A 20,819-nucleotide genomic window follows, 5' to 3' on the forward strand; every position below is an offset into this window, starting at 1 on the left:
TTTCCTGTGGTTTTTTGTCATATTTCTCGATTCTTATGTTGCTATTCTCCTGTGATTATAGTATAATTATCTTTAGAAATGTCTGCCCGTACATATCTGGCGGCAGGCGGATGAGATCATACCAATATATAGTTTTCCGCAGGGAGAGTAAGACACTATGAAACGTTCAAAAAGAATTGAGACACTGGATGCCCGCCCGGTCAATCTGGACGGCTACATCAATGAATGGCCGGAGATGGGCTTTGTGGCGATGAGCAGCCCTTATGACCCGGAGCCTTCCGTCAGGGTAGAGGACGGCAGGATCGTGGAGCTGGACGGAAAGTTCCGCGAGGATTTTGACTTTATCGATCAGTTCATCGCTGATTACGCGATCAATATCGAGAGGACGGAGAAGTCCATGTCCGTATCATCGCTGGATATCGCCAGGATGATCGTGGACATCAATGTCTCCAGAAAGGAGATCCTGGAGCTGATCTCCGGCATCACGCCGGCGAAGATGGCAGAAGTCATGAACCACCTGAATGTGGTGGAGCTCATGATGGGGATGCAGAAGATCCGCGCGAGGAGAACGCCGGGAAACCAGGCGCATATCACGAACTTAAAGGACGACCCTGTTCAGATCGCAGCGGACGCCGCGGAGGGAGCCCTCAGAGGATTCGCAGAGGAAGAGACGACCATGGGTGTGGCGCGCTATGCACCGTTGAGCGCGATGGCGCTCCTGATCGGATCCCAGGTGGGACGCCCGGGCGTGCTCACACAGTGCTCCGCGGAGGAAGCGACCGAGCTGGAGCTTGGCATCCGCGGCCTGACGACTTACGCGGAGACGCTTTCCGTGTACGGCACGGAGAAGGTATTCATCGACGGTGATGACACACCGTATTCCAAAGCATTCCTGAACTCTGCATATGCATCCAGAGGATTAAAGGTCCGCTTCACCTCCGGTTCCGGTTCGGAAGTCCTGATGGGAAGCAGTGAGAAAAAATCCATGCTCTACCTGGAGTGCCGCTGCCTCTTTGTCACAAAAGGCGCCGGAAGCCAGGGGATCCAGAATGGTTCCGTAAGCTGTATCGGTGTGACCGGCTCCGTCCCGGCTGGTATCCGGGAAGTGCTGGCAGAGAACCTTGTGGCAGCTCTCCTCGGTCTGGAATGTGCTTCTTCCAATGACCAGAGCTTTTCAAATTCAGACATGAGGCGTACAGCCAGGACCATGCTGGAGTTCCTTCCGGGGACAGACTTTATCTTCTCCGGCTATGCGGCGGAACCAAATTATGACAATATGTTCGCCGGGTCGAATTTCGACGCGGAAGACTTTGACGACTATAATGTACTCCAGAGAGATATGCAGGTGGACGGCGGCCTGAGGCCTGTCACAGAAGAGCAGGTCATCCATGTGAGGAACAAGGCTGCCCGCGCCGTGCAGGCAGTATTCCGCAATCTGGGACTTTCCCCGGTTTCGGACGAGCAGGTCGAAGCTGTGACCTACGCGCACGGCAGCAAGGACACACTGCCCCGCGACGTGACCGCTGACCTGGCTGCCGCGGAAGACGTGTTAAAGCGCGGCATCACCGGCATTGACGTCGTAAAAGCGCTGGCGGAGACCGGGTTTGAAGACGTGGCGGCAAGCGTCCTGAATATGCTGAAACAGCGCGTTGCCGGAGACTATATGCAGACAGCCGCGATCCTGGACCGCGATTTCCATGTACTCTCAGGCGTGAATACTCCGAACGACTACATGGGACCGGGGACCGGCTACCGTGTGGACGGCGAGCGCTGGGAAGAGATCAAGCAGATCCCGCACATTATCAATCCAAAGGATATATAAGAAAGGAGGAGGATACTTATGCAGATCAATGAAGAATTAGTCAGACAGATCACCAATGCAGTATTAAGCCAGATGTCTCATACAGGCAGCTCCTCCGTTTCAGGAGACGCCCTCCCGGCATCTTCATCCGTGGTTCCTTCCATGGCAGGAAGAGACCGGATCAACGAAGAAAAGACAGATTATTCCGGTTATCCCCGGGCACAGAAAGGGACAGACCCCAAGGAGGTCGTGATCGGCGTGGGCGCCGCGTTCCAGAGAGAGATCAAGCGGACCATCTGTGACATCCCGCTGGACGAAGTGCTCCGGAATGTCAAGGCCGGGATCGAGGAAGAAGGGATGGTCCCGAGAGTGGTCAAGATCCTCGACACTTCCGACGTATGCTTCATGGCGCTGGAAGCGGCGAAGCTCTCCGGCTCAGGCATCGGCGTGGGGATCCAGTCCAAGGGGACCACGGTCATCCACCAGAAAGACCTTTATCCACTCTCCAACCTGGAGCTGTTCCCGCAGGCGCCGCTCATGACCCTGGAGACTTACCGCCAGATCGGGCAGAACGCCGCAAAATACGTCAAAGGCGAGCAGGTCGTCCCGATCCCGTGTACGAATGACCCGATGTGCCGCCCGAAATATCAGGTAAAGGCAGCTCTTATGCACATCGCAGAGACCGAGCAGCTCGACCCGGAAGTCGGCGCTGTCGAATGGGAGGGAAGATAAATGAGATATCCTTTAGCAGAAAATGAAAAAGATTCGATCACGTCAAAGACCGGAAAGAAATTTACAGATATCACGCTGGATGAAGTCATGAAAGACCATGTCGCTCCCGATGACATCAAGATCTCCCGCGAGATCTTACGGGCGCAGGGACAGGTCGCCCTGGAGGCTGACAACCAGCCGATGGAGAAGAACTTCGAGCGCGCGGCCGAGCTGGTAGACGTGCCGGATGATGTGATCCTGAAGATGTATGACAAGCTCCGCCCCAACCGCTCCACCAAGCTGGAACTGGTGATGATGGCGCAGGAGCTTCTTGAGAAATACAACGCGAAAAACTGTGCGCGTCTCGTCATGGAGGCGGCAGAAGTGTATGAAAAGAGAGGAATCTTACTTTGAGTTATATCGCAGGAGTTGATATCGGAAATTCCACAACTGAAGTCTGCGTCGGAGAAGTCACCGGGAACGGGAACCTGACTTTCCTGACCAGTGCGTCCTGCCCTACGACAGGTACGAAAGGCACGGTCGAAAATGTCTATTCCGTAAAAAACGCGCTGAAGCTGGCCATGAGCCGGATCGGGCGCGAGACCTCTGACATTGACCTGGTGCGCCTCAATGAGGCAGCTCCCGTCATCGGCGATACCGCCATGGAGACGCTGACTGAGACTGTGATCACGGACTCTTCCATGATCGGGCACAATCCGTCCACTCCGGCGGGCGCGGGGCAGGCTGTGGGCGAGATCCTGCTGATCGGGAACATTTCCCGGGGTGTCCCGGGGACACCGTACATCCTCGCGGCATCCGCGGAGCACAGCTACGAAGAGGTCGCCGCAGTGGTCAACCAGTACGGGAGCGGATCCGGTCAGCACGATGGCATCGACATCGTGGGGATCATCCTGCAGGCCGACGAGGCGGTCCTTGTGGAAAACCGGATCCACAAAAAGGTGCCGATCATCGATGAGGTAAAACGGATCGACCGTCTCCCGGACGGAGTCCCCGCTGCCATCGAGGTGGCGCTCCCCGGCCAGACCGTGCGCATGCTTTCCAATCCCTACGGGATCGCCACGCTGCTGGGTCTGAACGCGGAGGAGACCCGCACCGTGACCCCCATCGCGAAAAGCCTGATCGGGAAGCGCAGCGCCGTTGTGCTCAAGACTCCCGGAGGAAATATCCATGAAAACATCCTTCCCGCAGGGGAGATTTATTTTCACGGCGACCGGAATATCACGATCAATCTGGATGAAGGCGCGGACAAGATCATGGCGGCAGCCGCGGACGCGGGCGATATCCGCGATATCAGCGGCCAGCCGGATACAAATGTAGGAAACATGCTCTCCCGTATCCGGACGGGAATGAGCGAACTTGACAAAAGCGCGGAAGCAGACATCCGCATCACGGATATCCTTGCTGTGGACACCCTCGCGCCGGTACTGATCTCCGGCGCTCTCGCAGGGGAGACCTGTCTCGAGAAAGCAGTAGGCATCGCGGCAATGGTGAAGACACAGAAGCTCCCAATGCAGGAGATTGCTGACCGCCTGAAAACAGAGCTTAACACCGAGGTAAAAGTCGCCGGTGTGGAGGCGGTCATGGCAAGCCTCGGCGCGCTCACGACCCCGGGCACAAAGCTCCCCCTGGCCATCCTGGATATGGGCGGCGGCTCAACGGACGCGGCGGTCATCTCTGACGACGGACATGTGACAATGACCCACCAGGCAGGCGCCGGGGAACTGGTGTCCATGCTGATCCAGACCGAGCTGGGCTTAAGCGACCGCCATATCGCGGAGCAGATTAAAAAATACCCGCTGGCAAAGGTGGAGAGTCTCTTCCACATGAGGATGGAAAACGGTCAGATGACGTTTGTGGACGATTCCATTGACCCCAGATTTTTCGGCAGGGTTGTTCTCCTCACAGAGAGCGGGCTGATCCGCATCGAGGAAGAGATCCCGATGGAAAAGATCGTACAGGTACGCAGGGAAGCCAAGCGAAAAGTCTTCGTGACGAATGCGTTCCGCGCCCTCAGGAAGGTTGCGCCGGAGCACAATCTGCGAAACATCTCCACCGTCGTTCTCGTGGGAGGCTCGGCGGAGGATTTTGAGATCCCGGAAATGCTCATGGAGGCATTCACTGATTACCGCATCGTCTGCGGCCGGGGCAATATCCGCGGCAGCGAAGGCCCCCGGAACGCGGTGGCGACCGGGCTCGTACTCTCTTATGTAGGAGAACAGCAATGATCATTAAGAGACCATCTATCTTTATCTACACTCATCAGGCGGACCCGGCGGTCTTAAAGGAAGTCTGCGCCGGGATCGAGGAGGAAGGCGTATTTTACGACACTGCTGAATTTCCGGATGAGTGTATGGAAAAACTGGCGTATAAAGCGGCCCGTGATTCCATGCTGGGATCCGGGATCGGCATCTTCGGCACGGCAGTGTGCCTGAAAATGCGCGGTCTGGAAAAGGGGCGCAATATCGAGAGCTATCTTGCGCCCAGCCGGACCCAGTGCAGGAACATCGGCGCAAACAGCGCCCGCGCCATCAAGAAACTGCCTTTTAAGGAGGACTACGGAATATGAGTATCTATACAAAAACCGGGGACAGGGGAACCACATCTCTCATGAACGGGATCAGTGTTTCCAAGTCAGACGACCGCATTGAGCTTCTGGGCACCATCGACGAGCTGAACAGCCACATCGGCCTTGCAAAGGTACTGGCTGACGCCGCTCTGAAGGACCAGCTCTCTCATATACAGAAAAACCTGATGCAGATCATGGCCGGCGTCGCTGACCCCCGCTGTATGGATTACCGCTTTTCCGCGGATGAGACTTCTGCCCTGGAGCAGGAGATCGACCGGATCGAAAATTCCTTCCCCCGCGCCAAAGAGTTCGTCCTCTACGGCGGCTGCGAGCAGTCCGCAAGGCTGGACGTGGCAAGGGCTGTGGCAAGGCGCGCGGAGCGGCGCTTCCGTAAGGTAGAACAGAACTACGGCGCGGACGCCAAAGCGGTCCAGTATATAAACCGCCTGTCTGATTATCTGTACATGTGCGCCAGATACGCCGATCACAGAGCGGAACACGAAAGGGCTGACAAGATCCAGGATCAGGTTGTACGGAATATCATGAAGAATATTTGAAAAGGAAGTGTTGATATGCCATTACCACTGCAGAACAAAGAGTATACCATTGATGATATCTATGCCCTGCCGGACGGACAGCGGGCAGAGCTGATCGACGGCCAGATGTACATGATGGCGCCGCCCTCGCGGAGACACCAGCAGATACTTGGTGCCCTATATCGTAAGATAGCGGACTATATTGACAGAAAAGGCGGCTCCTGCGAGGTAGACATCGCTCCATTTGCCGTATTTCTGAATGCAGATGACAGGAATTATGTGGAGCCGGATATCAGTGTCATATGCAATGCCGCCAGACTCACAGACAAAGGCTGTGCAGGCGCGCCGGACTGGGTCATTGAGATTGTCTCCCCGGGCAGCCGGCGGATGGACTACTACACGAAGCTGTTCAAATACCGCACTGCCGGGGTCCGGGAGTACTGGATCGTCGATCCGGAGAAAAGCCGGGTCACGGTTTATTCGTTCGAATCCGATGACACTGCAGAATATGCGTTCTCAGAGGCTGTCAAAGCCGGGATCTATGATGATCTGGAGATCGACTTCAGCTCGATAAATATCTAAAAGGGAAAAGACTGCCTAAAGAAAAAGACTGCCGCCCCGGTGGTGTGACCATCACACTGCCGGGGCGGCTTTTATATCGTATTGCACAGCCTTTAACCTGCTTTTTTGTTTAATACTCTCCCACTACTGTTGTCTTGATGAGGTTCGTATTTCCCGGACGTCCGAGCGGGACACCTGCTGTGAGCACGACCACGTCACCTTCCTCGACATATCCTTCCCTCTCTGCCGCTTCTGTCGCGTGCAGGAAGAGGATCTCCATGCTGTACTCCTCGCGGATATGGACCGGGGACACTCCCCAGGACATGTTGAGCTGACGGCATGTACACTCATCCGGCGAGCAGCCCACGATCTGGCAGCCCGGTCTGTACTTTGAGATCATCCTCGCCGTGTGCCCTGACTTGCTGACCGTAATGATCGCCTTTGCGTCCAGATCGATCGCCGTCATGCAGGTTGCATGGGAGATCGCGGTGGTCATATCCGGCTTTTCTTCTTTCTGACGCACACTGAAAAGCTGATTGTACGGGATATCACTTTCTGTCCTTACTGCGATCTTTACCATCGTTCGGAGCGCTTCTACCGGATATTTTCCTGCCGCTGTCTCGCCGGACAGCATGATCGCGCTTGTCCCCTGGTAGATCGCATTGGCCACATCCGTCGTCTCGGCGCGGGTCGGCCGCGGATTCTTCATCATGGAGTCCAGCATCTGCGTGGCAGTGATCACCTGCTTTCCCGCATTATAAACTTTTGTGATGATCTCCTTCTGGATGACCGGCACGTCCTCCAGCGGGATCTCCACGCCCATATCGCCGCGGGCGACCATGATCCCGTCCGCTGCCTCGATAATGCTGTCAATATTGTTGACTCCCTGCTGGTTCTCTATCTTCGCGATGATATTGATCTGCTCCCCGCCATTCTCACGCAGGAGCTTCCTGATCTCTTCCACATCATCCGCTGTCCTCGTAAACGAAGCCGCGATAAAGTCAAAGCCCTCCTGGATGCCGAACAGGATATCCTCCCTGTCCTTTTCACTGATAAACGGCATGCTGACATCATTTCCCGGAAGGTTGATCCCTTTTCGGTTCGAAACCATACCGCCGTTCTTTACGATACAGTTCACATCCTTCCCTTCGATGCTCACGACCTCAAGGCCGATCAGTCCGTCATCTATAAGGACACTGTCGCCCGGTTTTACGTCCTGATAGAGGTCTTCATAAGTGACAGACACTCTTTCCTGAGTCCCCTCGACATCGTCAGGAGTGAGGGTAAATACCTGCCCTTCCTCCAGCTCGATCTTCCCTTCTGCAAATGTTTTGATACGGATCTCCGGCCCTTTTGTATCCAGGAGCGCCGCCACATATTTTCCCTGACGTTTTCTGATCTCCTTTAATCTATCAAGACGCTCCTTCTGCTCGGGATGTGTCCCGTGGGAAAAGTTAAATCTCGCCACATCCATGCCTTCCCTGACCAGGGTTTCCATTACATCTCCCTTGTCGGTAGATGGTCCCAGCGTACATATGATCTTTGTTTTCCGCATGATTCTTTCCTCCTGTAAGCGCTTTACTTCTTTCTCATCCATTGTATCACAGGAGAGACTTTTCTGCATTGGGAATCCGATTTCTTTGCATAGTTTTTACATTGTAAAACTATGCTTCATCCTGCGGTAAACGATCGCGATCACCAGCCCGAGCAGCGCCGGGCATATCCATCCGAACCCGTTTTCCGCAAACGGCAGCAGATCCCTTACCGCTTCCGCCGCTCTTTCCAGCCGGAGCGCATCTAATACCTGTCCGGGCAGCGCATTGACAAAATCCACTGCCGCAGCGGCCGCAGTAAATCCTGTCACCCATCTGTACACTCCGCCGTCATTCCCGAAAAAGCGCCCGAACAGAGTGAGCAGGATCAGGGTGATCGCCAGAGGATACAGGAACAGGAGCACCGGCTTCGACCAGGACACGATCGCGTCCAGCCCCAGATTTGCTATAAGGAATGACAGCGTGCTGAATAAAACCGCCCAGACCTGATAGGATGGGCCCTTCGGGAATATCTTCCGAAATGTCTCTCCACAACTTGTGATCAGCCCTACCGCCGTCTTCAGACACGCCAGTGTGACTGTCGCCGCCAGGATGACAGCTCCCGCCGGCCCGAAATAATGCTCCGCGATCAGGGCGAGCGCCTCGCCGCCATTAGGAGACACTGGGAACTGCCCCCGGCTCTGCGCTCCCACCACTGTGACCAGCACATAAATCACCGCCATCAGGACCGAACTCAGGATCCCGGAACGCACTGTATTTTTTGCCACATCCCCGGGATTTTCCACTCCCAGCCCTCTGATCACATTTACCACAATGATCCCAAACGCAAGCCCTGCCAGCGCGTCCATTGTATTATAGCCCTCCAGGAACCCCTGGTAGAACGCCCCCTCAGCATACACTCCCTCCGGCGCTGTCCCGGAAATGCTCCCCATCGGGGAGAGCAGCGCCCGGACGACCAGAAGCCCCAGGAAGAGAAGGAACAGCGGATTCAGGACCTTCCCGATCCACGTCAGTATCTCTCCCGGGCGCAGGGAAAAGAACAGCACCGCGGCAAAAAACAGCAGAGAGAATACTGCCAGCACAGCTGTCTGCACATTTTCCGGGATGATCCTCTCTATGCCCACCGTATACGCAACAGTGGCACATCGGGGAATGGCAAAGAACGGCCCTATCGTAAGGTACAGGACGCAGGTAAAAAATTTCCCATATCTTCTCCCCACACGGCTGCTCAGTCCCATCAGCCCGTCCTCCCGGCTGATCCCCAGCGCCGCCACTCCCAGGAGAGGCAGCCCCACTCCGGTAATGAGGAAACCTGCGGCTGCCTGCCACATGCTGCTTCCCGAAAGCTGCCCCATAGAAACGGGAAAGATCAGGTTGCCGGCTCCGAAAAACATGCCAAAGAGCATGCTCGCCACAAAAACCGTTTCTCTTCTGTTCAATGATCTTTTCATAAGCTCCTCCGGCCTTTCTGTGTATATCTCATTACATACTATAATAATATACCATTCCGGTCAAATCTTATGTGAAAGGCGCCGGGAGCCCCGCATACTGCAGAAGTCTGTATATGCCCTATTCTGTCAGGACCTTTAATCTGCCGTCTGTTTTCTCCACCCCGAACTTCAGCGGATGGCTCTCCGCCCAGGACGGGTCAGTATCCGCCTTCTCTCTCCACGCCTTATATGCCTTCAAAAAGCCGTCATATACCATCTTTTCCGCATCAAGGCGCGCCTGTACCACTTCCTCAAACGTATCAAACATCCCTACATAAAATCTTTTCTTTTTAAATCCGATATCTACTCTGTAACGCTGATCCTTCATCAGGTAAACACCTCCGCAGCTCTTATAATTCCCGTGTACGAGCCCGGCTTCTGTCACCTCAGTGAAATTGCCGCAGGCGCAGCGGCAGACCCAGCAGGTGCGATACGGATCCCTGTCCCGGCTATCGTCTCCATGATCAGGGCAAGCTGTTCCTTCCCCTGTTTTTTGCAGTCTCGCGCAGGAGCCGGTACTCTTCTCCGGTCATTTCTTTTTCCTCAGCCCGGAAACACTGGGGCTGCACTTTAAAGCGCCTGACCTTCCAGCCGCCCATACCAAGGCAGTCAAGGAACTGGTTCAAAGCCACGAGCATCGAATTTGCGCTGCTCAGGGCATACCTCTGCGCAAGCCAGTCCTTATACTCGATCAGTTTCTGTTTTGTAACTCTGCGCTCTGTCCCCATAAATTCCATAAAGACCTTATGTTCCTGCCTTCCTCTTTTATTCGGGGAACCGTCCAGGATCCGCCGTGCTATTAGAGTAACCAGTTTTTTGAATAAAAATCAATGCAGCGCAGGGTTTCTGTGGAACGGCATGGCCAGACTGTTACAATGTCAAAATTTCAGGCATGCCTTAAATTGATCGCAGTCGATCTTAATATCAAACTCCCCTCCCAGAGCCTTTGCATATGTGCTCACGATCGCAAGCCCCAGGCCGTTCCCGTCCCCGGACCTTGCCTTATCTCCCCTCGCAAAGCGCTCCACAATATCTTCCTTGGTAAAATCCATGGGATATCCGGAAGTATTCGTAATTTCCAGGCAGATCCTCCGCGCATTTCCCGGCGCTGTTTTCTCTCCGGGCACCGCCGGACTGTCCGGGGTTTTTCTGTTCGCTCTGATGTTTTCCTTCTCTCCGTTTTCTACAGAAGTCCTGATGAACACTCTGGTTCCCTTAGCAGAATACTTCAGGGCATTCTCCATCAGGTTCTGGCAGATGCGGTAAAAATATCCGTTATCCGTACACAGCTCTGTGCTTTCTTTCGTAAGCTGCGTCACAAATTCCAGCCCGCTCTCTCTGATCCTGTCATCCATATCGGCAAAGATCTGTTCGATCAGACGGTTCACTTCGAATTTCTCCGGATGCAGTTCTATATTCCCACTGCTGGCCTTTGCCAGATTAAAAAGGCTGTTGATCATTTCTTTCAGTTTCTCAGCGCGTTCAGAGATCACATCCACATAATCCCTGACCACATCGCTCAGCTCTTCCTTTTTGATCAGTTCAATATATCCGACCATGGAAGTAAGCGGTGTTTTCAGGTCATGGGATACATTTGTGATCAGGTCCACCCGGAGCTGGTCGCTGCGGGATACCTGTTCCAGGCTCTTCCTCTCGATCTCCAGAGCCTCCTCCAGACGTTTCTGTCCCTGTTCTGTCACTTCCTCGATCTTCTTCTGTATGTCAAGCTCCTGCTGCTCATGGATAAGGTCCAGCTCCTTCCTCCTGAACCGTAGAAGCACCGCATACAGGAGGATAAACTGCAAAAGCACAGTAAAGATCATCATATAACCTGCCGCGTAATTGTAGTGCCATCCGCCGCCGTCCCATACGCCGCCGGACAGCAGGTGCCACATGTACCACAGAGAACAGATCAGCGCTGCCACACCTGCCTGACAGAGCTTTCTCTCCGCCCCCTTCCCGGTCTTTTTCCATGCTTTATAAGGATCTTCTTCCGGCATCCACATGCCGCCGCACATCTGCTTCAGCAGTGTGCTGACGATCATACAGCCGCCTGTTCCAATGAAGATATTCCCTACAATCCCGTAGAATATCGTATCCCCGGTCGTATGCCATGTACGGTATATGATGGCCACATAAAACATCCACACACCGAGTATCAGGAGGAGCGCTCCCAGTATATATTTCGTCTGTGTCCAGTGAAGTTTCACGAACCCCTGTAATCTTTTAGCTGTATTTTTCCATTTTGTAGCCAATTCCCCACACCACCTTTACATATCTTGGTTTTTTCGTATCGATCTCGATCTTCTCGCGGATATGCCTGATATGCACCATGACCGTATTCTCCACAGTGTAGCTTGCAGATTCCTGCCAGACATTCTCATAGATCTGCTCCGCGGAAAATACCTGTCCCGGATGCTCCATAAGCAGCTCCAGTATCTTGTATTCTGTCGCTGTGAGCCGGACTTTCTCTCCCTCGACGACCACGATCCGCTGCTTCTTATCCAGCATAAGCCCGCCGTTGACGATCTGATCTGCCTCCGCCTTCGGAGCACCGCCGCCCCATGCGCGGTACCTGCGCAGGTGGGCCTTGACCCTTGCGATCAGTTCTGCCGGATTATAAGGTTTTTCCACATAATCATCCGCGCCCAGAACAAGTCCGGATACTTTGTCACTCTCTTCCGTCTTTGCCGAAAGGATGATCACCGGTATCCGGGACTTTTCCCTCAGTTTCATGAGCGCTGACAGCCCGTTGAGCCTGGGCATCATCACATCCAGGAGGATCAGATCGACCGGATGCTCCTCCATGGCATCAAGCGCCTGCATCCCATCGTATGCCTTCACAACCTCAAATCCTTCGTACTTCAAAAGCTCGCTGATCGAGTATACGATCTCCTTATTGTCATCCACCACCAGTATCGTCGCCTGGTTTTCTGTTTCTTTTCCTGTCCTGCTTTCCATTTCCGCCTCCTGTTATTTCTCTTATCCTTACACTGACGACTATAAACGCACCGGGTTAAAAAAACCTCGATGTAAATCTTAAAAATTTCTTAGGGAAAGGCGCCCTCTTACTATTCTAAAATATCCACAAAAAAAGTAAAGATTTTCTGCCAAAACAAAAAACCTTTACTTTTCACATTTTTATCCACTGTATCCCGTCTGTTACTCCGCCGCTGTCTGTTTCACACGGTTCAGCCCCTTCGCCACCGCCGGGATCGAGATGATCACGATCGTGATCACAGCTTCCACGAGCAGATAACTGTAATTATAGGCGATCGGGTAGATGCTCTTTAAAGACTGCGGGAAATTCTCCGGCATGTAATCCATCCAGTACAGATACCCGCCCAGGGCATGAAAAGCGCCCCTCGCCAGCACTGCCGCGATGTAGCCTTTGAGCAGCCCGTGTTTTTTCTTTGCAAAGAATCCGGCCACTCCCAATGCGGCGAACGCCAGTATGTAGTCACAGCACACCTGGAAGAAGGACAGCACATACGGCTCCTGGATAAACTGCAGGATCCCGTATGCAAGCCCCACAAAAATCCCCGTGCCCGCGCCGTACCAGTTTGCCGCGAGAACGATAAAAAGCATACTGCACAGCGTCACGCTCCCGCCCCAGGGCATGTTCCAGATCTTAATATACGATGTGATAAAGGCCAGCGCCATCGCCGCCGCGCAGAATACGAGCTGCTTTGTGCTCATCCTTTTCTTTGCGGAATGTTTCCCCGCGAAATAAGACGCCGCCAGAAACAATATGATCCCGGCAACAATGGTAAGCGCATACCCGGCGGCTGTAAGGCCGCCCTCTGCATTGACAAATATTCCAGACATAATAAAAGCCCTCCTGTCTTCCGATTGAAAACAAAAGGGCTATAACGCGCGCTCATAACATATCCCTCCGCTGGCATTATCCAGATCAGGTTATGGGTCGAAGTTATCAACTTCCTCTCAGCCTGTCATACAAGCTCCCCTTGTCATCAATCTTATGTAGTTTTATGTCGGATACTATGTTAAACGTATCGGACAGAAATGTCAAGACTCTCTCTGTCTCCTGCGCTTTCCCACAACGATCACAACAGCTGCCGCGCCTGCTGCCAGAACCGCGGTCACCGCGATCGCGATCCAGACCCCAACCGAAGCGTTATCTCCCGTCTGTGCAGCGCTGACCGGATCTTTCACTGCTGCTCCGGCCTGCTGCGCGCCGTTTCCAGTCTGGCTGCCGTCGGTCTGCGTATTACCGTCCTGCTGTCCGCTGCCCGGCCGATCTGTTTCGCTGCCCGGCTGATCTCCGCCCGGCGCCGGCTCTTCGCCTTCTTCTGCCGGAAGGATCTCGGAGCGGTCACGGACTCTCAGGCGGTTACCCTCCGCATCGTGAGATACAAATCCCACTGCGCTGATATATGCGCCCTCTTTTACAAATTCTTCCAGAGCCTGTGAAGCCTCGTCTGAGTATGTGATATATCCGTCGATGAACACCCTGCACGCTTCGCCGCTGTCATCCTGTACGGTGATGCTCTCCACAATGCCGCCTGCCATGGTAACTGCTGTGACTTCACCTTTTACCCGGACAAGTTTACCGAAGTTTGTCTCATAATCATTGGCTTCCTTCGTGGTCGTATCCGTGATCACCACATCCTTGTTCCCCTCGAGCACGGTCACATTGATGGCTGACAGCTGTTTGTCGCCGATGTACTCGCTGACAGATCCGGTCACCTGTACCTGGTCGCCGCGGCGGATATTACTGTCGTCGATGGGGAATACGTTGATCCCGTTGCCTTCCTCATCCTGGATGTAAATGGTGTTGAAGAACGCATTTCCACTCTCGGCAGTTCCGTTTGCCACGGTCCCGACTACGGTAAACACTTCTCCGTCCGCTCCTGCGCGGGCCTCCTGGATCGTGCTGATCACAGGCTCTGCTTTCACACTGCTTAAGAGATTCTGCGCCATGATCCCGTTGGCGTAGGATACCTGATCCTCCGCTGCCACTTCAAAGTTGGAGCAAAATACGGTTCCGCATGCATAGACGCGGCCTTCTCCCACTGCCTCGGTAGCCATGGATACTACATCGCCCTTCTGTACCACTGCTGTATTCGGATCATATGCCGCGCTGTAGCTCAATACCGGCTTGTCATGTCCCTGTGCCGGAGCCTTGCTGTTGATGGAATAGGTGGTGTCATGTCCGTATACAATGGCCTCTCCCTCACCCACGCTGACGGAGCATCCGGAGTAGGAGCTGTATGCCAGTCCGGATTCTTTCACGCCTGCCAGAATGCTCTGGACCGCCGGATCAGTACTCTCATAGTTAAAGTCATCAAAATAAAGTCTGTACGGCTGTCCTCCGTTCTCATCCTGATCGATCAGCTCATCGTCATTAATGTGCATGGTAGAACCGATGCCCTCCAGCAGCGCGTTCGCCTGTGCATAAGAGGTGTACGGCAGTCCGCTGTTGGCATCCTGGTAGTCCGCCAGACCGCAGACAACCACCCTGCCGCCGCCATTTACGTAGTCGCTGACAACCTGGATAAAGCCGTCCTCAAATGTGCTGGGCTGCGCGTCTCCGGTGTAGTCGCTGGTGTATTTCAGCGGCGCGGAGATCACGAAGAGCGCCACGTCCTCCAGCATTTCCGCAGTCACTTCTTCACCCGGCTGTACGATCTTCACCTGGATGTTGTCAGAAGTTCCCATGTTGATAAAGTTGGTCATGTTCCCGGAATAATATCCGTTTACATAATCATTGTAATGTGTGCCGTCCACCAGTACTTTTGTGGCAATGGACGGATCGGATACGCTCAGCTTGAGCACATCTGTGAAGGTATACTCTTCCCCGCCGATGGTGGCTTTCAGTTCGGCATTGATGTTAAATCCGCCTGCCTGGTCCGCCGTGTATGGGAAGGAATATTCATAGGATGCCCTTGCGCCGATCACTCCGTTCTCTCCAATCGCTGCTGCGTCTGCCGTGTGGAACGGCTCTGTCTGGCCTTCCATCTTGTATGTCAGAGAAGTAACTGTCATGTCGTCGCTTAAGTTGTTGAAGATCTGGCTGGAGATCTGGATCTCATCGCCCCTGATCGGCATCGCCACATCGCTGGATGTATTGGAAATACCCGCGTTCACACTTTCGCCGGTCCATACCGGAGCAGTCACGGCGATATTCTTGTCCGCCTGAGTCACTCTCAGATAGTAGTAGCCATATCCTGTGGAAAGGTTGTCGAACTCTACTGTCGCGCTGCCGCCGGTAAATGTCTTCTCCGCCAGCGTCTGTCCGCCGTTTACGATAACTTCCACCTTCGTCTCGCCGGCTGTGTCGGTCGGGTCGGAAATCTCTGCTGTGATATGGATCTTTTCCTGCTCGTCAAGGATGGATCCCATAGCATTTCCATTCAGGGAATACAGGATGGACAGATCGTTATCCTCTGTCGCGTACACGCGGTAATTCTTCATAGCGTCGTAGATCGCTTCCTCGGAAAGTCCGTCGGAGAGCACCACGCTTCTCGCCGTGTTGGAATCGCCCCAGTTTCCTTTGTGGTTATCCTGGTTATTAGTCGGAGCCACGTGCCAGCCTTTGTCAAGCGCTCTGGTGTAATAGCTGTAGGACGGGAAGTAGCCGGAGCTTCCGATAGCTCCCTCGCCGTTGCCCACCTCGATCAGCGTGATCTGATTGTCGATCACCGGGTCATAGAGCGCGAAGTCCATGAAATCACCGAAGGTGTCGCCCGGGTGGTTGAACTGGGAGATGGTCTCCGGATTCGCGTTCAGCGTGTCATAATATGCTTCAAGCACTTCATAGTTGTCGCCCTTCTTGTAAGGAGCTGCGTTTCTGTTTTCAAATCCTTCCGAATTGAAGGTATTGATATGTCCCGGTGCTCCGCCGGACCAGGTCATCTCAAATCCGTAGATCCCGACGAAGTCGCCTTCCTGCGCGGTGATTGCTCTCGCGCCCTCGCGTCCTTCCGCCCAGGAAGCATTTACTTCCTCTGCATTCTCATCACCAAGGTGCGTCGTCCCTGCGCTGGGAAGCCCGCTCTGCCCCTCGAAGGAGTTGGAGTGGTCTGTCAGTGCAAGGAAATCCAGATTCGGCACATCCGCCGCATGCTCGAACGCCTGCTCTACGGTGCCTGTTCCGTCGGAAAGGTTTGTGTGGGCATGGAGCTGACCGAAATACAGGCCGTAATCCCCGATCTGCATGGGCGCCTTATATGTAAATGTATAAACCTCGCCGGTCTGCGCCTCCGCATCGCCGCTCTGCGGGATATATGCCAGCGCCTTCACCACGACAGGCTGATCCTTCTCAGGCGTCGCTGCGATTTCCAGAGGCTCCGAGTACAGCTGGTCTGCATTTCCCGCCTCCGGATCAGCCGGCTCTGTGCCGTCTGTATTCATTGTGTAGTAGATCTGCGCTCCGTCAGCTGCTTTCAGGGTGATCTGCTGTCCTGCTACCACACTTGCTCCGCTCTGCGGGGAGGCCTCTACCTCAAGTCCTTCCACTGCAGACGGCTCATCCGGCTCATCAGAGCCGCCGGGCACGTCCGTCACCTTATAGAAATTCAGGGCGAACATTCCCTCGCTGCCCTCCGCGATGTTGTAGTACGCACTCCAGTTTCCGTTGCTGTCATACCACTCCATGTACGCTCCGCGCACCGTGTTCTTCACATAGTACAGGCCGTTTCCCGCATCCTCAAGGATCCATTTATCGTTCTTCTCTCCCAGCGGCATGCTGGAGAAACTGTCCCCCATACCGATCTTCTGTCCATTGTGAGAGAAGCTGTAGGTTCCGTCCTCATTCTCTGCAACGGTCCACACATCCGCATCCGTATAACCGCTCAGTGTACCGTCGCTCTCTTCTGTCACGTCTGTACCTTTGTTATAGTAACCGTTATACTCTGCCGAAAGCGCCTTGCCATATGCCGGCGCATAGATCACCACCCGTTCGCCGTCCGCGATGGGCGCTGTGTCTCCCGGCTCGCCAGATCCGCTAACCGTATACTGCAGAGTCTGTACCGCGCTGTACACGCCCTCCAGGACCGCAGCTGCCTTCAGCGTGCAGTCCTCTGTGATCACAGGCATATTGTCCGCGCCGTAGAGTTCTCGCGCTGCATTCGTCTCATCCGACGGATCACTTCCATCCAGCGTATAGTAAATCAGCGCTCCGGAAGTGGAAGTCGTCAGCGTGATCTCCGTCCCGGAAGCCACAGCTCCCGCCTGGGGATCCGCCTGCGGCGCAGCTACTGTCCCCTCTGACGTTCCGCCTTCCACCGCTCTGTAGAGCGTGAATTCAGAAGGGTATCCGTTTGGATTTCCCGAAACGGTCGTCGTCTTATAAGCGCGGAACTTGTTCTGGCTGCTCCGGTTGCTCGCCAGGATGACTGTATCATCTCCCTGGCCGCTGAACGTGAACTTTCCGTCCTGACATTCCCATTTCCACTGATACTCCGTATCGGAAATGCGGATCCCGTTTTCATTTCCGCCCTTCGGCGCAAGGAAGTGTCCGTCCATATCCTTGATAGTGGCAGTACCGCCCGACACGGCGATCTCCCAGACTGTCTCGTCCGCCGGAGCCGGGATCGTATCTCCCAGTGCAGTTCCCAGCTCATCCGCCGGAAGCCAGTTATTGTCAAACTTCTGCGGTGCGTATCCGGTGTCTGTCACCATGACATAGCTGCCTGTCGTAAACTCTGCTTCTCCCGTGATCTTCCCGAAGGAAGTCCCTTCCGCGGCTGACGCCGTGGACGGAAGCAGGGAAAATGCCATCAGGACAGCCATGCACAGCGCGGTAAGCCTTGCGCTTAACGCTGTCTTTGCTTTCTTTTTCATCTTCATCCTCCAATCTTGAAAAGTGACCGTAAAACCAGCTCCGGAAAAATTTCGGAGCCATCTATATTAAACTCTCCGGCCTCTGCAATGCACCATCAGTCTGGCGCTGATAAAAGCCACGAGAGGAACTGTCAGAAGTATACCGAAAGAACCAGCCACACTCTGTACCACCTCCAACGCGATGGAGTCCGTATTGATCAGCTGCAGGAAGGGGATATCATAGGTCTGCACCAGGATCAGCATGTTAAGAGACGATCCTGCAAATGCCAGGATCAGCGTATTCGCCATGGTTCCCATAGCGTCTCTTCCGATCTGCATTCCGGAGCGGAACAGGCTGCCCGCAGATGCCTCCGGATTCTGTTCTCTCATCTCCCACACTGACGATGCGATCCCGAGAGATACGTCCATCACAGCGCCCAGTGCGGAGATCAGGACTCCGCACACAAGCAGCCCGCTGATCTTCAGCCCCCGGTCTGCTCCGTACAGGATCAGGTTTTCTGCCTCCTGCATGTTGAAGCCGTTCATAGGCGAAAGGGTTCCCACCGCTGCCGCCGCGATCCCTGCCGCGAGCACGCCGCCGACACAGCCGCATACCGCGCACAGCGTCTTTTTCGAATACCCGTTCAAAAAGATCAGCCCGGCTGCCGCTGACACTGCTGATACCCCGATGGTCACCGGAACTGCCGGGACGCCCCGGATCAGGCACGGGATCAGGATGAACCAGATACAGCCAAGCGTGAGCAGGAGTCCTGCCAGCGCGCCGACTCCCTTTTTCCCGCCAAGCACTGCCAGCAGTGCGAAAAAGATAAGCAGAAACACGCCCAGCACGATCCCTCTGTCATAGTTGAACACCGATGCGTAATAAGAACCATCCTCATCCGTCATGATCCGCACAATGATCCGGTCTCCCTGATCCACATCCACGTTGAACAGCGCGCTCATATAGTTGGTCACTGTCATGATCTCACCCTTATGGTCTCCAGACAAAATCCGGATCTCCAGCTCCTGATCACCCACGCGGCGTCCCTCCGCGTTCTGATGATCCTCTTGTGCGTTGTCTGCCAGAACTGCCGTGACTTCCGCGGATGCGTACACCAGCCGGCTGGCATCCGACGCAGTCTCATCCTCGTCCATCCGGCTCAGCCAGACCGCGGTCACCGTCAGAACCGCCAGGACAAGCGCCATAGGAAGCGCCCGGAGCAGTGTATGTAAAATCTTGTCCTTCATAATCCCTGTATTCCTTTCCCACAGTAAATTCAGCGCCGATATACAGGGAATGATCCGGCAGATTTCAGCCTGTTGTCCCATAGTATCCGCGCTGTGGTCCATTTGTCTTTATTTGTTATGTTTTTCATTTTATGCCGCCTTTGTTAAATGTGGCTCTGACTTTCTGTGAAGTTTCATTTAAATTTATGAAAAATCCTGCGGCTGATGAAAAAAGCGGCGGGCCGAAGAATATTTTTCTATTCTTCGGCCCGCCGCTTTTTTCATTCCCTACCTGTTGGGGAAAAATATTTTTGAAATTCTCCTGCCGCTTCTGCTGTGTCCCGAAATGCTTCCTCTCTCTCCATCATCCTGCGCAGAAATCCTCTCTGCCCTTCGGAGAGAGGCAGTTCCTCATGCCACGGACGGTCTCCCTTCCCGGAATATCCCGAATAGAGCAGATAGATCAGCACATTCGCCGTCCGCGCATAGTCAATGCTGAATCTGATATTCCGCCCATCCGCATATCTGGCAAGACCGAAGTCCAGCAGAGAGAGCTTTTCCCCGTCGTATAACAGATTTGCCGCGCTGACGTCCCCGTGCACCACATTCCTGCCGTGAAGATATTTCAGAATATCAAAGAGCTGCGATCCGATCCTGTATATTTCTTCAGGAGAAAAAACTCTTCTCCTCTTAAAAAGCCACTCTTCCAGCGAAGCACCTTCCTTGTATTCAAGGACATAATAGTAGCCCTGCCGGCAGTTGACCACTCCCAGCAGCTCCGGGACGGCCGGATGGCTCAGGCCGGACAGGATGACCGCCTCATAATGGTTCTGCTGCCGGTTCTTCCGAAGCATTCTGGGCCGGAATCTTTTCAGAACGACAGTTTTTCCTGTCGGACCATGCGCAAGAAAGCAGACACCGTAGCGTCCGCTGCCTATGCGGGATGCCACGGTGTACTCTCCGATCTTACTGCTTCGGCCCCCGCGCCGCTTCAGACATATCATCTCTGTACCGGCACGCCGCACTCTGAACAGAACTTAGCTCCTGCCGGGAGCGGTCTCCCGCAGTTCGGGCAGAATGATGCATTGGTCTCCATCTTCTCCCCGCAGGAGAGACAGAACCTGGAACCTGCCGGGACAGAAGCGCCGCACTTCGGGCACACTGCCTGGCCGCCCGCTGCCGGGGCTGTCGGCTGGAATCCCCCCTGTCCCGGATCCGGATATCCCTGATTTGGGTATCCCTGGTTCGGATATCCCTGGTTTGGGTATCCCGGATTTGGGTATCCCTGGTTCGGATATCCCTGGTTCGGATACCCCTGGTTTGGATATCCCTGGTTCGGATACCCCTGGCCATAGTGTCCCCGGGAGCTCCGGGAGCTGAATCCGCTTCCCAGACCGGAAAGCATCCCAAACAGACCTTTTCTCCTGTAATGCGCTCCGCCCATATTCGGATCGGGATATCTTCTTCTGCTGCTGGAATGTGAAAAAAATCCGCTCATATCTTATTTCCTCCTGACTGTCAGTTCGTTGTACCTAATATACCGTACTGTCTCTGCACATAGCAAGC

The 20,819-nt window shown here is 54.3% G+C and carries 18 protein-coding genes and 1 riboswitch; of the genes, 7 read left to right on the forward strand and 11 right to left on the reverse strand.

Annotated features, from left to right (window positions below; all coding sequences use genetic code 11):
- Positions 1-157: 157 nt before the first annotated feature.
- The 7 genes from B5G27_RS06925 to B5G27_RS06955 are packed head-to-tail and all read left to right on the forward strand — an operon-like array spanning position 158 to position 6,217.
- A complete protein-coding gene (locus B5G27_RS06925; protein ID WP_087178206.1) occupies positions 158-1,822 on the forward strand; it encodes a propanediol/glycerol family dehydratase large subunit in 1,665 nt (554 codons plus the stop codon).
- 18 nt (positions 1,823-1,840) lie between these two features.
- Complete coding sequence (locus B5G27_RS06930) at positions 1,841-2,533, forward strand: propanediol/glycerol family dehydratase medium subunit (protein ID WP_087178207.1); 693 nt, start codon at positions 1,841-1,843, stop codon at positions 2,531-2,533.
- Positions 2,534-2,926 (forward strand): diol dehydratase small subunit, encoded by a 393-nt coding sequence (locus B5G27_RS06935; RefSeq protein ID WP_087178208.1) that lies wholly within the window; start codon positions 2,534-2,536, stop codon positions 2,924-2,926.
- On the forward strand, positions 2,923-4,758 hold the full coding sequence (locus B5G27_RS06940; protein WP_087178209.1) for a diol dehydratase reactivase subunit alpha: 1,836 nt from the start codon (positions 2,923-2,925) through the stop codon (positions 4,756-4,758). The genes B5G27_RS06935 and B5G27_RS06940 overlap by 4 nt, the downstream gene beginning before the upstream one ends.
- Complete coding sequence (locus B5G27_RS06945; protein ID WP_087178210.1) at positions 4,755-5,099, forward strand: glycerol dehydratase reactivase beta/small subunit family protein; 345 nt, start codon at positions 4,755-4,757, stop codon at positions 5,097-5,099. The genes B5G27_RS06940 and B5G27_RS06945 overlap by 4 nt, the downstream gene beginning before the upstream one ends.
- Entirely contained in the window at positions 5,096-5,656 is a 561-nt protein-coding gene (locus B5G27_RS06950) for a cob(I)yrinic acid a,c-diamide adenosyltransferase (RefSeq protein ID WP_087178211.1), read from the forward strand. Before B5G27_RS06945 ends, B5G27_RS06950 begins: the two co-directional genes overlap by 4 nt.
- 15 nt (positions 5,657-5,671) lie before the next feature.
- Entirely contained in the window at positions 5,672-6,217 is a 546-nt protein-coding gene (locus tag B5G27_RS06955; RefSeq protein WP_087178212.1) for a Uma2 family endonuclease, read from the forward strand.
- A gap of 109 nt (positions 6,218-6,326) precedes the next feature.
- Here B5G27_RS06955 and pyk read toward each other — a convergent pair whose 3' ends face one another.
- From pyk to B5G27_RS16600, 11 genes are all read right to left on the reverse strand, one after another.
- Entirely contained in the window at positions 6,327-7,751 is a 1,425-nt protein-coding gene (pyk, locus tag B5G27_RS06960; RefSeq protein WP_087178467.1) for a pyruvate kinase, read from the reverse strand.
- 96 nt (positions 7,752-7,847) lie between these two features.
- Positions 7,848-9,200: a branched-chain amino acid transport system II carrier protein gene (gene brnQ, locus B5G27_RS06965; protein WP_087178213.1), complete on the reverse strand. Its 1,353-nt coding sequence runs from the start codon at positions 9,198-9,200 to the stop codon at positions 7,848-7,850.
- Positions 9,201-9,318: 118 nt separating this feature from the next.
- Positions 9,319-9,567 (reverse strand): hypothetical protein, encoded by a 249-nt coding sequence (locus B5G27_RS06970; protein ID WP_087178214.1) that lies wholly within the window; start codon positions 9,565-9,567, stop codon positions 9,319-9,321.
- Positions 9,568-9,703: 136 nt separating this feature from the next.
- Entirely contained in the window at positions 9,704-9,976 is a 273-nt protein-coding gene (locus tag B5G27_RS06975) for a hypothetical protein (protein ID WP_087178215.1), read from the reverse strand.
- Between the two features lie 141 nt (positions 9,977-10,117).
- Positions 10,118-11,494 carry a sensor histidine kinase gene (locus B5G27_RS06980; protein ID WP_087178216.1) on the reverse strand — a complete coding sequence of 459 codons (1,377 nt, stop codon included), beginning with the start codon at positions 11,492-11,494 and terminating at the stop codon, positions 10,118-10,120.
- Positions 11,466-12,200, reverse strand: a complete 735-nt coding sequence (locus tag B5G27_RS06985) for a response regulator transcription factor (RefSeq protein WP_087178217.1) — start codon at positions 12,198-12,200, stop codon at positions 11,466-11,468. Before B5G27_RS06985 ends, B5G27_RS06980 begins: the two co-directional genes overlap by 29 nt.
- A gap of 201 nt (positions 12,201-12,401) precedes the next feature.
- Positions 12,402-13,067: an energy-coupled thiamine transporter ThiT gene (locus tag B5G27_RS06990; protein WP_087178218.1), complete on the reverse strand. Its 666-nt coding sequence runs from the start codon at positions 13,065-13,067 to the stop codon at positions 12,402-12,404.
- A gap of 43 nt (positions 13,068-13,110) precedes the next feature.
- Positions 13,111-13,218: riboswitch (TPP riboswitch) on the reverse strand.
- Between the two features lie 50 nt (positions 13,219-13,268).
- The gene (locus tag B5G27_RS06995; protein WP_162611210.1) at positions 13,269-18,047 is read right to left on the reverse strand and encodes a CehA/McbA family metallohydrolase; all 4,779 of its coding nucleotides are present in this window, start codon (positions 18,045-18,047) and stop codon (positions 13,269-13,271) included.
- 66 nt (positions 18,048-18,113) lie between these two features.
- Positions 18,114-19,274, reverse strand: coding sequence for a YibE/F family protein (locus B5G27_RS07000; protein ID WP_087178468.1), 1,161 nt, complete (start codon positions 19,272-19,274; stop codon positions 18,114-18,116).
- 260 nt (positions 19,275-19,534) lie between these two features.
- Entirely contained in the window at positions 19,535-20,203 is a 669-nt protein-coding gene (locus tag B5G27_RS07005; RefSeq protein ID WP_162611211.1) for a protein kinase family protein, read from the reverse strand.
- Between the two features lie 50 nt (positions 20,204-20,253).
- Entirely contained in the window at positions 20,254-20,751 is a 498-nt protein-coding gene (locus B5G27_RS16600; RefSeq protein ID WP_275533034.1) for a zinc ribbon domain-containing protein, read from the reverse strand.
- Positions 20,752-20,819 lie beyond the last annotated feature (68 nt).

The organism is Lachnoclostridium sp. An76 (genome assembly GCF_002161355.1).
GTDB lineage: Bacteria > Bacillota > Clostridia > Lachnospirales > Lachnospiraceae > Mediterraneibacter > Mediterraneibacter caccavium.

Coding starts and splice junctions, on each gene's coding strand:
- B5G27_RS06925 (WP_087178206.1), top strand. CDS start 158: ATGAAACGTTCAAAAAGAATTGAGACACTGGATGCCCGCCCGGTCAAT.
- B5G27_RS06930 (WP_087178207.1), top strand. CDS start 1,841: ATGCAGATCAATGAAGAATTAGTCAGACAGATCACCAATGCAGTATTA.
- B5G27_RS06935 (WP_087178208.1), top strand. CDS start 2,534: ATGAGATATCCTTTAGCAGAAAATGAAAAAGATTCGATCACGTCAAAG.
- B5G27_RS06945 (WP_087178210.1), top strand. CDS start 4,755: ATGATCATTAAGAGACCATCTATCTTTATCTACACTCATCAGGCGGAC.
- B5G27_RS06950 (WP_087178211.1), top strand. CDS start 5,096: ATGAGTATCTATACAAAAACCGGGGACAGGGGAACCACATCTCTCATG.
- B5G27_RS06955 (WP_087178212.1), top strand. CDS start 5,672: ATGCCATTACCACTGCAGAACAAAGAGTATACCATTGATGATATCTAT.
- pyk (WP_087178467.1), bottom strand. CDS start 7,751: ATGCGGAAAACAAAGATCATATGTACGCTGGGACCATCTACCGACAAG.
- brnQ (WP_087178213.1), bottom strand. CDS start 9,200: ATGAAAAGATCATTGAACAGAAGAGAAACGGTTTTTGTGGCGAGCATG.
- B5G27_RS06970 (WP_087178214.1), bottom strand. CDS start 9,567: ATGAAGGATCAGCGTTACAGAGTAGATATCGGATTTAAAAAGAAAAGA.
- B5G27_RS06975 (WP_087178215.1), bottom strand. CDS start 9,976: ATGGAATTTATGGGGACAGAGCGCAGAGTTACAAAACAGAAACTGATC.
- B5G27_RS06985 (WP_087178217.1), bottom strand. CDS start 12,200: ATGGAAAGCAGGACAGGAAAAGAAACAGAAAACCAGGCGACGATACTG.
- B5G27_RS06990 (WP_087178218.1), bottom strand. CDS start 13,067: ATGTCTGGAATATTTGTCAATGCAGAGGGCGGCCTTACAGCCGCCGGG.
- B5G27_RS06995 (WP_162611210.1), bottom strand. CDS start 18,047: ATGAAAAAGAAAGCAAAGACAGCGTTAAGCGCAAGGCTTACCGCGCTG.
- B5G27_RS07000 (WP_087178468.1), bottom strand. CDS start 19,274: ATGAAGGACAAGATTTTACATACACTGCTCCGGGCGCTTCCTATGGCG.
- B5G27_RS16600 (WP_275533034.1), bottom strand. CDS start 20,751: ATGAGCGGATTTTTTTCACATTCCAGCAGCAGAAGAAGATATCCCGAT.